At 71.6% G+C, this 13,967-nt stretch carries 12 protein-coding genes; 8 read left to right on the top strand and 4 right to left on the bottom strand.

Annotation, left to right across the window (positions count from 1 at the left end; genetic code table 11):
• Positions 1–40 precede the first annotated feature (40 nt).
• The 8 genes from AB0N14_RS22185 (at position 41) to AB0N14_RS22150 (ending at position 8,334) form a co-directional block, all read left to right on the top strand.
• Positions 41–1,189 (top strand): inositol-3-phosphate synthase, encoded by a 1,149-nt coding sequence (locus AB0N14_RS22185; protein WP_366027430.1) that lies wholly within the window; start codon positions 41–43, stop codon positions 1,187–1,189.
• Positions 1,186–2,103, top strand: coding sequence for an SCO3242 family prenyltransferase (locus AB0N14_RS22180; protein ID WP_366027429.1), 918 nt, complete (start codon positions 1,186–1,188; stop codon positions 2,101–2,103). Before AB0N14_RS22185 ends, AB0N14_RS22180 begins: the two co-directional genes overlap by 4 nt.
• Complete coding sequence (locus AB0N14_RS22175; protein ID WP_366027428.1) at positions 2,100–3,083, top strand: sugar phosphate isomerase/epimerase family protein; 984 nt, start codon at positions 2,100–2,102, stop codon at positions 3,081–3,083. Before AB0N14_RS22180 ends, AB0N14_RS22175 begins: the two co-directional genes overlap by 4 nt.
• The gene (locus tag AB0N14_RS22170; RefSeq protein ID WP_366027427.1) at positions 3,080–3,778 is read left to right on the top strand and encodes an EboA domain-containing protein; all 699 of its coding nucleotides are present in this window, start codon (positions 3,080–3,082) and stop codon (positions 3,776–3,778) included. The genes AB0N14_RS22175 and AB0N14_RS22170 overlap by 4 nt, the downstream gene beginning before the upstream one ends.
• Positions 3,778–4,626 (top strand): TatD family hydrolase, encoded by an 849-nt coding sequence (locus AB0N14_RS22165; RefSeq protein ID WP_366027426.1) that lies wholly within the window; start codon positions 3,778–3,780, stop codon positions 4,624–4,626. The genes AB0N14_RS22170 and AB0N14_RS22165 overlap by 1 nt, the downstream gene beginning before the upstream one ends.
• A gap of 3 nt (positions 4,627–4,629) precedes the next feature.
• On the top strand, positions 4,630–5,799 hold the full coding sequence (gene eboE / locus AB0N14_RS22160; RefSeq protein WP_366027425.1) for a metabolite traffic protein EboE: 1,170 nt from the start codon (positions 4,630–4,632) through the stop codon (positions 5,797–5,799).
• The gene (locus AB0N14_RS22155) at positions 5,796–7,190 is read left to right on the top strand and encodes a nucleotide pyrophosphatase/phosphodiesterase family protein (RefSeq protein ID WP_366027424.1); all 1,395 of its coding nucleotides are present in this window, start codon (positions 5,796–5,798) and stop codon (positions 7,188–7,190) included. The genes eboE and AB0N14_RS22155 overlap by 4 nt, the downstream gene beginning before the upstream one ends.
• Positions 7,191–7,281: 91 nt before the next feature.
• On the top strand, positions 7,282–8,334 hold the full coding sequence (locus tag AB0N14_RS22150; RefSeq protein ID WP_366027423.1) for a sugar phosphate isomerase/epimerase: 1,053 nt from the start codon (positions 7,282–7,284) through the stop codon (positions 8,332–8,334).
• A gap of 69 nt (positions 8,335–8,403) precedes the next feature.
• Here AB0N14_RS22150 and AB0N14_RS22145 read toward each other — a convergent pair whose 3' ends face one another.
• The 4 genes from AB0N14_RS22145 to AB0N14_RS22130 all read right to left on the bottom strand — a co-directional run.
• Positions 8,404–9,810 (bottom strand): OFA family MFS transporter, encoded by a 1,407-nt coding sequence (locus tag AB0N14_RS22145; protein WP_366027422.1) that lies wholly within the window; start codon positions 9,808–9,810, stop codon positions 8,404–8,406.
• Position 9,811: 1 nt separating this feature from the next.
• Positions 9,812–11,200, bottom strand: coding sequence for an OFA family MFS transporter (locus AB0N14_RS22140; RefSeq protein ID WP_366027421.1), 1,389 nt, complete (start codon positions 11,198–11,200; stop codon positions 9,812–9,814).
• Between the two features lie 114 nt (positions 11,201–11,314).
• Positions 11,315–13,516: an acetate--CoA ligase family protein gene (locus tag AB0N14_RS22135; RefSeq protein WP_366027538.1), complete on the bottom strand. Its 2,202-nt coding sequence runs from the start codon at positions 13,514–13,516 to the stop codon at positions 11,315–11,317.
• 4 nt (positions 13,517–13,520) lie between these two features.
• On the bottom strand, positions 13,521–13,967 hold a 447-nt coding region (locus AB0N14_RS22130; protein WP_366027420.1), incomplete at its 5' end, for a CoA transferase.

Genomic DNA, 13,967 nt, shown 5'->3' with positions numbered 1-13,967 from the left:
CCCGTTGAGGTTTCCCGCACGACAAGGAGGCTGCCTGCCCATGTCCGCATCCCCTGCCCGAGCCCGTCTCGGGGTGTGGCTGATCGGCGCCCGCGGTTCCGTCGCCACGACGGTCGTCGCGGGCTGCGCCGCCGTGACCGCGGGCCTGCACCCGCCCACGGGCATGGTCACCGAGACCCCCGTCTTCGCGGACAGCGGCCTTCCGGCCCTGTCGTCCCTCGTCTTCGGCGGCCACGACACGGTGGACTGCCCCCTGCCCAAACGCGCGGAAGCCCTCGCCGCGGGCGGCGTACTGCCACCCGGTCTGCCCTCCGCCGTCGCGGCCGAACTCGCCGCCGCCGACGGGGAGATCAGGCCGGGCGGCCCCCTGCCCGGGGACACCCGGGACGAGGAACAGCTGATCGGCGCCTTCACCGCCGACATCCAGGACTTCGTACGGCGCCGGGGGCTCGCAGGGGCGGTGGTGGTGAGCGTGGCGTCCACCGAGCCTCCGGCCACCGGCGACCGTCTTCCGCCCAGCTCGCTGTACGCGGCGGCGGCCCTGCGCGCGGGCTGCCCGTATGTGAATTTCACCCCGTCCACGGGCCTGCACCACCCGGCGCTGGCGTCGACGGCTGCGGCGAGCGGTCTGCCGTACGCGGGCCGGGACGGCAAGACGGGGCAGACGCTGCTGCGGTCGGTGCTGGGCCCGATGTTCGCCCAGCGTGCCCTCACGGTGCGGGCCTGGTCCGGGACCAACCTGCTCGGAGGCGGCGACGGCGCGTCCCTGGCCGACCCGGCCGCGGCAGCCGCGAAGAACGCCGGCAAGGAGCGGGTCCTCGCCGACACCCTCGGCGCGGGGGTCGAGGGCGAGGTCCACATCGACGACGTGCCCGCCCTCGGCGACTGGAAGACCGCCTGGGACCACGTCGCCTTCGACGGCTTCCTCGGCGCGCGCATGGTGCTGCAGACCATCTGGCAGGGCTGCGACTCGGCACTCGCCGCCCCGCTGGTCCTGGACCTGGCCCGGCTGACACTGCGCGCCCACGAGGCCGGCCTGTCCGGTCCGCTCACCGACCTGGGCTTCTACTTCAAGGACCCGGTCGGGGACGGGCCGTCGGCGCTCGGGGAGCAGTACGCGGCACTCACGGACTTCGCGCGGCGACTGCGGCGGGCGCCCGCCGGGCAGCGGGCGGGGGAGGCCCGATGAGCGGGAGCACCGGGGACCGCGAAGGCCCTCGTGCCTGGGCCGAACTGCTGCGCCTGCCCGCGTTGTTCACCGTCCCCGGCGACGCGCTGGCCGGCGCGGCCGCCGTCCGCGCCCGTCCCAGCCGCCGCACACTGCTGGCCATCGGCTCCTCCCTGTGCCTCTACGAGGCGGGCATGGCCCTCAACGACTGGGCCGACCGCGCCGAGGACGCCGTGGAACGCCCGCACCGCCCCCTGCCCTCCGGCCGGATCCGCCCCACCGCCGCTCTCGCGGCGGCCTGCGCCTTCACGACGGCCGGCCTCGACCTCGCCGCCCGCTCCGGCCGCCCCGCACTCGCCGTGGCCGCCCCCCTGGCGGCGACCGTCTGGGCGTACGACCTGGCCCTGAAACGCACCCCGGCGGGCCCGGCCGCGATGGCGGCGGCCCGCGGCCTGGACCTGCTCCTGGGCGCCGCGGCCACCACGGGCCGCATCCGCCCGGCCCTGCGCCCGGCCGCCCTCCTCGCCGGCCACACCCTGGCGCTCACCACCGTGTCCCGCCAGGAAACCCGCGGCGGCTCGCCCTTGCCCGCTCTGGCCGCGCTGGCCACGACCGGGGTGCTGGCCCGATCACTGACCCGGCGGCGCGCCCGACCGGCCACCGCCGCGCGCCCGGCCCACTCCCGCACCGCAGCCGACACCCTGCGCGGCGCCCTCGCCGCCGTCTACGCCGTGACCGCCGCCCGCCCCTACCTCCATGCCGCCCTCAACCCGTCACCGCCGCTCACCCAACGCGCCGTCGGCGGCGGCATCCGCGCCACGATCCCACTCCAGGCCGCGCTGTCCGCCCGCTCGGGCGCCCCGGTCACGGCGCTGCTGACCGCGGCCCTGGCCCCGTCGGCAGTCAGGTTCGCGAGGAAGGTGAGCGTCACATGAGCGCGCTGCCCTCCGAGAGCACCCCAGCGTCCGCCCCGGCCGCCGGCGGCACGCCGCTCCGCTTCGGCTACGGCACCAACGGCCTCGCCGACCTCCGCCTCGACGACGCCCTCGCCCTGCTCGCCGACCTCGGCTACGACGGCGTCGGACTGACCCTCGACCATATGCACCTCGACCCGATCGCCCCCGACCTCGCCGCCCGCACCCGCCGGGTCGCCCACCGACTGGACGCGCTCGGCCTCGACGTCACCGTCGAGACGGGCGCCCGCTATGTGCTCGACCCGCGCCGCAAACACGGCCCTTCCCTTCTGGACCAGAACCCGGACGACCGCGCCCGCCGCATCGACCTGCTGACCCGGGCCGTCGGCGTCGCGGCCGACCTCGGCGCGCACGCCGTGCACTGCTTCAGCGGCGTCACTCCCGCCGGAACCGACGAGGACACGGCGTGGACACGGCTGGCCACCGCCCTCGCCCCCGTCCTGGAGGCCGCCACCGCCGCCGGTGTCCCTCTCGCCGTCGAACCGGAACCCGGACACCTCCTCGCGACCCTCGCCGACTTCCACCGCCTGCGCCACACGCTCGGCGACCCCGAACACCTCGGCCTGACCCTCGACCTCGGCCACTGCCTGTGCCTCGAACCCCTCTCTCCCGCCGACTGCGTACGCGCCGCCGCGCCCTGGCTGCGTCACGTCCAGATCGAGGACATGCGCCGCGGCGTCCACGAACACCTGCCCTTCGGAGAGGGCGACCTGGACGTCCCGGCCGTCCTCGGTGCCCTGTCCGCCACCGCCTATCAGGGTCTGACCGTCGTCGAGCTGCCCCGTCATTCCCACGCCGGACCCCACTTCGCCGCAGTCTCCCTCCCCTTCCTCCGCAGCGCGGCGGCCTCCTCCACCGGGCGGCGGCTCCCACCGGACGCCCCGCCCCCCACACCACCTGCCGGCGAGCCCTCCGCCACCCCCGAAGGGAGCACCGCATGAGCCACCCGCACGCCACGCAGCCCACCCCCACGATCGGCACCGGCCTCGCCCTCACCCCACCGGCCGAGCTGCGCGCCCACCTCGACGCCCGGCTCCCCGCGGGCGCCCGCGCCTGGCTCGACCAGGCCCTCGACGAGGCGGCCGCCCAGCCCGGCAGCCACGGGCCCATCTCCGTGTGGGAGTTGCGCCTCGCCGAGGCCGGCCGCCGGTGCGGCACCGCTCACGCCGACGCCGCCCGCGTCCTCATCCTGCACGCGGCGCGCCCCGACGCGGACGGGCTCACCCGCGTCTACCACCAGGGCACCGCCGACGAGCGCCGCGCCGTCCTCCACGCCCTGCCCCACCTCCTGCCGGGCCCGGAAGGACTACCGCTCCTCGAGGACGCGCTGCGCACCAACGACACCCGGCTCCTCGCCGCCGCCCTCGGCCCCTACGCCGCCCGCCACCTCAGCCCCCACCTGTGGCGGCAGGCGGTCCTGAAGTGCCTGTTCACCGGGGTCGGCGTGGACAGCGTGGCCGACCTGTCCGGGCGCGCCCGCGGCGACACCGAACTGGCCCGCATGCTCGGCGACTACGCCGCGGAACGCACCGCCGCGGGCCGTCCCGTGCCGGACGACCTGTACCGGGTGCTGGCGCTCACCGAACCGGCGCTTGCGCCGCACTCCACGGACGCCCCCCACGGCAAGGAGTCCTGATGCGCATCTTCGACCCCCACATCCACATGACGTCCAGGACCACCGACGACTACGAGGCCATGTATGCCGCGGGCGTCCGCGCCGTCGTCGAGCCGTCCTTCTGGCTCGGCCAGCCCCGCACCTCTCCCGCCTCCTTCCTCGACTACTTCGACTCCCTCCTCGGCTGGGAGCCCTTCCGCGCCGCCCAGTACGGCATCGTCCACCACTGCACCCTCGCCCTCAACCCCAAGGAGGCGAACGACCCCCGCTGCCTCCCCGTCCTCGACGAACTGCCCCGGTATCTCGTCAAGGACCAGGTCGTCGCCGTCGGGGAGATCGGCTACGACTCCATGACCCCCGCCGAGGACACCGCCCTCGCCGCCCAGCTCCAGCTCGCCGCCGACCACGAAGTGCCGGCGCTGGTGCACACCCCGCACCGTGACAAGCTCGCCGGCCTGCGCCGCACCCTCGATGTGGTCCGGGAGTCCGCACTTCCCCCGGACCGGGTCCTGGTCGACCACCTCAACGAGACCACCGTCAAGGAGGCCAAGGCCGGCGGCTGCTGGCTGGGGTTCTCCGTCTATCCCGACACCAAGATGGACGAGCGGCGGATGGTCGCGATCCTGCGCGCGTACGGGCCCGAGCGGGTCCTGGTGAACTCCGCCGCCGACTGGGGCAGAAGCGACCCGCTGAAGACCCGCAAGGTCGCCGACGCGATGCTCGCCGAGGGGTTCACCGAGGACGACGTGGATCTGGTGCTGTGGCGCAACCCCGCCGCCTTCTACGGGCTCAGCGGCCGCCTCACCCTCGACGTGGCCGCCACCGCGCCCACGCACGAGGGCAACTCCGTGCTGCGCGGCGGGGAGTGAGCGATGCGTTTCCGGCACCCCGACGGCTCCACCGTCCACCTCGCCTACTGCACCAACGTCCACCCGGCCGAAACCCTCGACGGTGTCCTCGCCCAGCTCCGCGACCACTGCGAGCGCGTGCGTCGCCGCCTCGGCCGTGACCGCCTCGGCATCGGCCTGTGGCTCGCCAGGGACGCCGCCCGGACCCTCGTCACCGACCCGTCCGCGCTGCGCGGCCTGCGCACCGAACTGGACCGCCGTGGCCTCGAGGTCGTCACCCTCAACGGCTTCCCGTATGAAGGCTTCGGCGCCGAGGAGGTCAAATACCGCGTCTACAAGCCGGACTGGGCCGACCCGGAACGCGTCGACCACACCACCGCCCTGGCCCGCGTCCTCGCCGTCCTGCTCCCCGACGACGTCACCGAGGGCAGCATCTCCACCCTGCCCCTCGCCTGGCGCACCGCCCATGACACCGAGCGCGCCGAGAGGGCCCGCACCGCCCTTCGCACCCTCGCCGCACGCCTCGACGCCCTCGCGGAGCTGACCGGCCGCTCCATCCGCGTCGGCCTGGAGCCGGAACCCGGCTGCACCGTCGAGACCACCGGCGACGCCATCGCACCTCTGACCGCGATCGCCCACGACCGCATCGGCATCTGCGTCGACACCTGCCACCTCGCCACCTCCTTCGAAGACCCGCACACCGCTCTGGACGCACTCACCCGAGCCCGCGTCCCCGTCGTCAAATCGCAGCTCTCAGCGGCACTGCACGCCGAACACCCCCATCTGCCGGAGGTCCGCGAGGCGCTCGCCGCCTTCGCCGAACCCCGCTTCCTGCACCAGACCCGCACCCTCACCGCCGCCGGCCTGCGCGGCACCGACGACCTGCCGCAGGCGCTGAAAGGCGACGCCCTTCCCGACACCGCGCCCTGGCGCGCCCACTTCCACGTCCCGCTGCACGCGACCCCCGCCGCGCCCCTCACCTCCACACTCCCCGTCCTCCGCGCCGCCCTGACCCGGCTCGTCGGCGGACCGCACCCGCTCACCCGCCACCTCGAGGTCGAGACCTACACCTGGCAGGCCCTCCCGCCCGAGCTGCGGCCCCGCGCCCGTGCCCAGCTCGCCGACGGCATCGCCGCCGAACTGGCGCTGGCCCGCGACCTGTTGACGGACCTCGGCCTGAAGGAGCTTCCATGAGCACCCCGACCGGCACCGGCCCCACCCCACTCCTCGTCCTGGACGTCGTCGGCCTCACCCCCCGTCTCCTCGACCACATGCCCCGCCTCCAGGCGCTCGCCCGGTCCGGCTCCCGCGCACCGCTCGGCACCGTCCTGCCCGCCGTCACCTGCGCCGCCCAGTCCACCTTCCTGACCGGCACCCTGCCGTCCGAGCACGGCATCGTCGGCAACGGCTGGTACTTCCGTGAACTCGGTGACGTCCTGCTGTGGCGACAGCACAACGGCCTCGTCGCCGGCGACAAGCTGTGGGACGCCGCCCGCCGCGCCCACCCCGGGTACACGGTCGCCAATATCTGCTGGTGGTACGCCATGGGCGCCGACACCGACATCACCGTCACCCCTCGTCCCGTCTACTACGCCGACGGCCGCAAGGAACCCGACTGCTACACCAGGCCCCCGGCCCTGCACGACGAACTCACCACGAAACTCGGCACATTCCCCCTGTTCCACTTCTGGGGACCGGGCGCCGACCTGGTCTCCAGCCAGTGGATCATCGACGCGACCCGCCACATCCTGCGCACCCGGCACCCCGACCTGACACTCTGCTACCTCCCGCACCTCGACTACGACCTGCAGCGATTCGGCCCCGACGACCCGCGCTCGGCGAAAGCGGCCGCCGACCTGGACGCCGCGCTGGCGCCGCTGCTGGACGACGCCCGCGCCGAGGGCCGCACCGTCGTGGCGCTGTCCGAGTACGGCATCACCCGCGTGGCCCGCCCCGTCGACATCAACCGAGCCCTGCGCCGCGCCGGACTGCTCGAGGTGCACACGCAGGACGGCATGGAGTACCTCGACCCGATGGCCTCACGAGCCTTCGCGGTCGTGGACCACCAGATCGCCCACGTCTATGTGCGCCGCCCCGAGGACCTCGACGCCACCCGGGCCGCCCTGTCCGGTCTGCCCGGCATCGAGCAGCTCCTGGACGACGCGGGCAAGAAGGCCCGTCACCTCGACCATCCACGCTCCGGCGAACTCGTCGCCGTCGCGGAGCCGGACGCCTGGTTCACGTACTACTACTGGCTCGACGACGCCCGCGCGCCCGACTTCGCGCGGCTCGTCGACATCCACCGCAAACCCGGCTACGACCCGGCCGAACTCTTCATGGACCCGCTCGACCCCTACGTCAAGGTCAGAGCGGCCACGGCCCTGGCGCGCAAGAAACTCGGCATGCCCTACCGCATGGCGGTCGTGCCCCTCGACCCGTCACCTATTCGCGGCAGCCACGGCCGCCTTCCCGCGAGCGACGACGACGGTCCGCTCCTCATCTGCTCCACCCCCCGTGCCGTCGGTGACCGCGTCGCGGCCACCGATGTGAAGTCACTCCTGCTCCAACTCGCCGGTCTCACCTGACGCGCCGGTCCCACCGGCCCGTCGGATCCGACTGGTCACAAGTGAAGCACTCACCACTGACAACGCCCTCCGACACCGAGGAGTTCCAGGCATGAGCCGCATCCCGCAGACCGACCCCGAACTCACCCACCGCCTCACCAGACGAGGCATGCTCGGCGTGGCCGCCGGCGCCACCGCCGCCGCGCTGCTGGGCGCCGTCTCGTCCCCCGCCACCGCGGCCACCGGCACCGCGACCGACACGGCGACCGGTGACGCGGGCCGGGGCCGCCCCGTCCTGCCGCCCGGCCGGCTCGGCATCCAGCTCTACAGCCTGCGCGACAAGGTCGCCACGCTCGGCTTCGCGCCCGTCTTCGCCGAACTGGAGAGGTACGGCTACGCCGAGGTCGAGTTCGCCGGCTACACCCAGGGCTCCGCGGGCCCGATCACCCTCGCCCAGCTGAAGCGGCTGGCGAAGGACCACGGGCTGACCCCGATCGGCAGCCACGTCGGCTACTACTCCAGCGACCCGAACGCGTACACCTTCGCGCAGAACCTCACCAAGGTGCTCGACGACGCCGAGGCCCTGGGGCTCAAGCACATCGGTACCGCCTCGGGCCCGTTCCGCTACGGCTCGACCGTCGACGCCTGGAAGCGCGCCGCCGAGGAGTTCAACACCTACGGCGCGGCGGCCAGGGCGCGCGGCATGAAGTTCTACCAGCACAACCACTCGGACGAGTTCGGCTTCGCGAGCGACAACCCCAAGGTCCGGCTCTACGACGTCCTGCTCGCCGAGACCGATCCCGACCTCGTCCACCTGGAGATGGACATCTTCTGGGCGTACGCGGGCCAGTTTCGCTTCTCGAAGCGCCCCGACGGCACTCCCGCCCCCTTCGAGCCGCTGGACTACGTACTGAAGCAGCCCCACCGCTATCCGCTCTTCCACGTCAAGGACGGGGTGAGCGACCCGTCGAACCAGTTCGGCTACCGCATGGTCGATGTCGGCGACGGCGACATCGACTACCAGCGGTTCATCTCGGCGGTGACCCGGCTGCGCGGCGAGCGTCCGGCCCACCACTGGCAGACCGAGCACGACAACCCGACCGAGTCCTTCACCTTCGCCCGCCGCTCCAGTGCCTACCTGCACTCGTCGCGCGAGAAGTGCTGAGCCGGTAGCCACATGTGAGGAGGCCCTCCCCATGCACTGGGGAGGGCCTCCTCACGTTGTACCGCGTCGTCAGCCCGTGGGCTGCGGCTCCGGAGCCGACGCGACGTCTCGGCCGCGTCCGGGCTGCCTCAGCAACAGCGCGATCGCCGCCGCCACCATCGAGACCCCGCCGGCCAGCGCGTACGCGCCGTTGTAGCCCCAGGCGCCGACCACCATGGAGCCGAGCCCACCGCCGAACAGACCGCTGACCAGCTTGCCGCTGTAGACCAGTCCGTAGTTGGTGGCGTTGTAGTTCTCGCCGAAGTAGTCCGGGGTGAGCGCCGCGAACAGCGGATAGAACGCGCCGCCTCCGAAGCCGGAGAGGAAGGCGAAGAACAGGAACAGCCACTCGCTCTTCATGTCACCCGCCCAGATCACCCCGAACTGGGCCAGACCCAGCACCACGATGACGAGGACCAGCGTCGGTTTGCGGCCCCACCGGTCGGACATCCAGCCCACGACTCCGCGGCCGATGCCGTTGATGACCGCCATGACGCCCATCGACGAGGCCGCCACCAGCGGGCCGAACCCGATGTCCTTGGCGAAGTCGACCTGGAAGGAGATTCCGAAGATCGACACCCCGGCGGTGATCACGATGGAGATCCACATCAGCGGCAGCATGCCCGTCCTGATGGCCTCCTTCGGCGTGTACTGCCGCACGGCCGGCGGGTTCTTGGCGAGGCTCGCCGCGTTCTTGACGTCGCCGGAGTAGGTCAGCGGGTCGATGTCCGCGGGCCACCAGTTCTTCGGCGGATCCTTGAAGAAGAACGCGCACCCGAACACCACGATCATGACGTAGCAGCCGATGAGGTCCAGGACCCGGTGGTAGTTCGCGGTGTCGAAGGCGTAGTTGAAGATGAAGATGAACGGCAGCGACCCATAGGCGAACCCGCCGTTGACGAAGCCGGTGCGCGCGCCGCGCCGCTCCGGGAACCACTTGCCGACCATGTTGATGCAGGTGGCGTAGACCAGGCCGGCACCGAGCCCGCCGACGACGCCGAAGCCGAGGATGGCGAGCCAGACGTTGTTCAGGTGCGAAAGGGCCAGGAAGCCGAAGACGCACATCACGGAACCGGCGTACATCGCCATCCGCGCGCTCAGGATGCCCCTCTCGCGCAGCCAGCCCGCCGGGAAGGCCACGCCGGCCTGGAAGAACACCCAGACGCTGAGGATCCAGAAGGTGTTGCTCTGCGTCCAGCCGTGGGCGTGGGACAGGGTGTCCTCGGCGGAGCCGTACGCGTACTCGAAGACGCTGATGGCCATCATCGCGATCCACGGCAGGTACACCATGAGCTTGCGGGAGTGCCCGAGGATGTCCCGGTCGCTCTCGCCGATGCGGTAGACGCGGCCGTGCGCGTCGGTGACTTCACGGTAGGGACGGTGTGCGGCGCCGGAGTCGGCCGATGAGCTTCCTGTCACCATGGGGTCTGCGGTCATGTCACGCCATCTCCTCACCGAGCGGGTGCGGGTTGGGGACGATGCTCCGGGCGTCGGGCCTGCCCGGTGCCTTCAGGAACAGGGCCAGTACGGCGGAGGCCAGCCCGATGGAGCCGGCGAGGACGAACGCGCCGTGGTAGTCCCACTCACCGACGACGACCGCGCCCAGACCGGAGCCGACCAGGCCCGAGATCAGCTTCGAGCTGTAGACCATGCCGTAGTTGGTGGCGTTGTTGTTCTCGCCGAAGTAGTCCGCGGTCATGGCCGCGAACAGCGGGAAGATCGCTCCGCCGCCGAAGCCGGAGACCATGGAGCAGAAGAGGAAGAACGGCATGCTGCCCATCTGGCCGGACACCAGCACGCCGAACTGCGCCGTGCCGAGCACGATGCACACGATGATCAGCGTGTTGCGGCGTCCGTAGCGGTCGGAGATCCAGCCGATGACGCCGCGCCCGGTGCCGTTGACGATGGCCTTCAGGGACATCGCCGTCGCCACGATCCCGCCCGCGAAGCCCATGTCCTTGCCGAAGGGCACCTGGAAGGCGATGCCGAAGATGTTGATGCCGGCCGTGCACAGCAGGCAGAACCACATCATCCACAGGACCGGGGTCCGGGCGGCTTCCTTCGGGGTGTACTGCTTGACCGCCGGCGGGTTCTTCTCCAGCGCCCGGCGGATCTTCGGGTCGTCGGTGACCCTGAGCGGGTCGACGTGCGCCGGCCACCAGTTCTTCGGCGGGTCCTTGAAGAACCAGCCGGCCGCGGCCACCACCAGGCACAGCCCGATCCCGACGGTCGTGAGCAGCGCCTTGTAGTTGCTCAGGTCGAGCACGGAGGTGAAGAGGAACACGAACGGCACGGACCCGTAGGCGAAGCCGCCGTTGACGAAGCCCGTCTTGCCGCCCCTTCGCTCCGGATACCACTTGCCGACCATGTTCACGCAGGTCGCGTAGACGAGGCCGGCGCCGATGCCGCTGCAGGCGCCGAAGCCGAGGTAGGCGACGAACACGTGCGGTGCGAAGGCGAGCGCCAGATAACCCAGCAGCGTGCCGAGCGCGCCGATCAACATGGCCGTACGGGCGGGGAGGCGGCCGCTCTCCCGTAGTTGTCCGGCCGGGAAGGCCACGGCCGCCTGGAAGAACACCCAGACGCCCATCAGCCAGAAGATGTGTCCGCTGCTCCACAGATGTGCCTCGTGGAGCGTGTCCTCCGCCGAGGTGAACGCGTACTCGGCGGAGCTGATGCCCATCATGCCCACCCAGGGCAGGAGGACCATCCACTTGCGTGTGCGGCCCATGATGTCCCGGTCGGATTCACCGATCCGGTACACGCGGCCGTTGCGGTCCGTCACCTCCCTGTAGGGGACGGACGCCGAATAGTCGGTAGTTGCCATCGCTCAGTGCCCCTTGCGTCGAAAGTTCTGGCCAGCGCCCCCTGTCCAATGCCTTTCGTGCGCGCACGGGTCCCGGGGCGGCCGACGCGCACCGTCGGCCGCCCCGCGGTTCACTCACCTCATGAACCGCCCCCCAACATCCCGCCCGTCTCCCGCCACCGCCCTGGCGGAGGGGCCTTCGGCCCCCAGTTTTGATGCCGCCCGCGCCCACCGGTACTTGGCGCCGAGCACGGCCACCGGCTTCTCGGTCGTGTACGGGTAGGCCACGACCCCGCGCTCGAACAGGTACTGGCAGGCCTCCTCGACCTCGACGTCACCGGCGAGCGACGCCACCACCGGCTTCTCGATGCCGCGCTCCCTGAATTCGGCCACCACGCGCGCGGTGAGCTCGGCGAACACCATCGGAGGGGTCACGATGGTGTGCCAGTAGCCCAGCACGAGCGCGTGGATCCGCGGGTCTTCAAGCCCCAACCGGATCGTCGCCTCGTACGTCGACGGCGGCTCCCCGCCGGTGATGTCCACCGGGTTGCCCGCCGCACCGAAGGGCGGGATGAACTTCCTGAAGGCCGCGTCCAGGTCCGGCGGTATCTCCATCAGGGACAGACCGTTGTCGGTGACCGCGTCGGACAGCAGGACGCCGCTGCCGCCGGCGCCCGTGATGATCACGACGTTGTCGCCCTTGGGGGTGGGCAGCACCGGCAACGCGCGCGCGTACTCCAGCATGTCGTTCAACCCGGGCGCGCGGATGACACCGGCCTGGCGCAGGATGTCGTCGTACACGGCGTCGTCACCCGCCAGCGCCCCGGTGTGCGATCCGGCGGCCCTGGCACCCGCCGCCGTGCGCCCCGCCTTCAGAACCACGACCGGCTTCTTCGGGACGGTCGCCCGCGCCGCCTCCACGAAGGCGCGCCCGTCCTTGAGGTCCTCCAGGTGCATCGCGATGCACTCGGTGTGCGGATCCTCACCGAACCAGGTCAGCAGGTCGTCCTCGTCGAGGTCCGACTTGTTGCCGAGGCCCACGATCGCGGACACACCGGTCTTGGTGGTGCGGGCGAAGCCCAGGATGGCCATCCCGATGCCACCGGACTGCGAGGTCAGCGCTACGCCGCCCTTGACGTCGTACGGCGTGCAGAACGTGGCGCACAGGTCCTGCCATGTCGAGTAGTAGCCGTAGATGTTCGGTCCGAGCAGCCGGATGCCGTACCGCTCGGCGATCGCCACGATCTCGGCCTGGAGCGCGTGCTCACCGGTCTCCGCGAACCCGGAGGGGATCAGTACGGCGTTGGGGATCCTCTTGCGTCCCACCTCCTCCAGGGCCGCGGCCACGAACTTGGCGGGGACCGCGAAGACCGCCACATCCACCTCACCGGGAACGTCGGTGACACTCTTGTACGCCTTGCGGCCCAGGATGTCATCGGCCTTGGGGTTCACCGGGTGGATCTCTCCGGAGAAGCCGCCGTCGATGAGGTTGCGCATCACCGAGTTGCCGATCTTGCCCTGCTCGTTCGAGGCGCCGATCACGGCGACGGCGGACGGCTGCATCAACCGGCGCATGGAGGCGAGGATCTCCTCGCGGGTGTAGCGCCTGCGCTCCCTCACCGGCGCGTCGGACAGGATCACGCGGATGTCCGCCGCGACCGCGCCGTCCGGGGTGGCGATCACCGGGTTGAGGTCCACCTCGGCGATCTCCGGGAAGTCCGCGACGAGCCGGGAGACCCTGCGGATCTGCTCGGCGATCGCCCACCGGTCAACGCCCGCCCGGCCGCGCACCCCGCGCAGGATCTCCGCCGACCGGATCGAGTCCAGCATGGACAGCGCCTCGTCGGCGTCCACGGGCGCCAGCCGGAACGTGACGTCCTTGAGGACCTCGACGAGCACCCCGCCGAGCCCGAAGGCCACGACCTTCCCGAACGTCGGATCGGTGACCGCCCCGACGATCACCTCCTGCCCCTCGGGGAGCAGTTCCTGCACCTGCACGCCCTCGATGCGGGCGTCCGGCGCGTACGCGCGGGCGCTCTCGACGATCCGGTGGAACGCGGCGCGCACGTCCGCCGCGCCCTCCACGCCGACGACCACACCGCCGGCGTCGGTCTTGTGCAGGATGTCCGGCGAGACGATCTTCATCACGACGGGCCCGCCGAAGCGCGCCGCGTACGCCACGGCCTCGTCGACGTCCCTCGCCAGTTCCTCACCGGGTACGGCGATCCCGTAGGCGTCGGCGATCACCTTGCCCTCGGGTGCGGTGAGCGCGGTCCGTCCTTCCGCCCGCACGGAGTCCAGGAGCGACCGCACCCTCAGCGCCCGGTCTTCGGCCATCACGTCAGATCACTCCGCTCGACTTGAGCAGGCGCAGTTCCTCGTCCCCGAGGCCCAGCTCGCCGATGTAGACCTCTTCGTTGTGCTCGCCGAGCAGCGGTGAACTGCTGACCTCGACGGGGGAGTCGGACAGCTTCAGCGGGCTGCCCACGGTGATGAACTCACCGCGCTCCGGGTGCGGGACGCGTACGACCATCTCGTTGGCGATCAGCGACTCGTCCTCGATGATCTCCTTGGTCGACAGGATCGGCCCGCACGGGATGTTGTGGGCGTTCAGCCGCTCCAGGACCTCCCACTTGGGCAGCGTCGAGGACCATTCCTCGATCAGCTGGAACATCTTGCTCAGCTTCGGCAGCCGGGCCTGAGGCGTCGCCCACTCGGGGTCGTCCGCGAGTTCGGGCCGGCCGATCAGTTCGCTGATCGGCTTCCAGCCGACCGGCTGCACGATGAC

This window comes from Streptomyces sp. NPDC051104, assembly GCF_040682835.1.
Classification (GTDB): domain Bacteria; phylum Actinomycetota; class Actinomycetes; order Streptomycetales; family Streptomycetaceae; genus Streptomyces; species Streptomyces cynarae.
The sequence above is the reverse complement of the archived record's forward strand: the minus strand, read 5'-3'. Positions and strand labels throughout refer to the sequence as shown.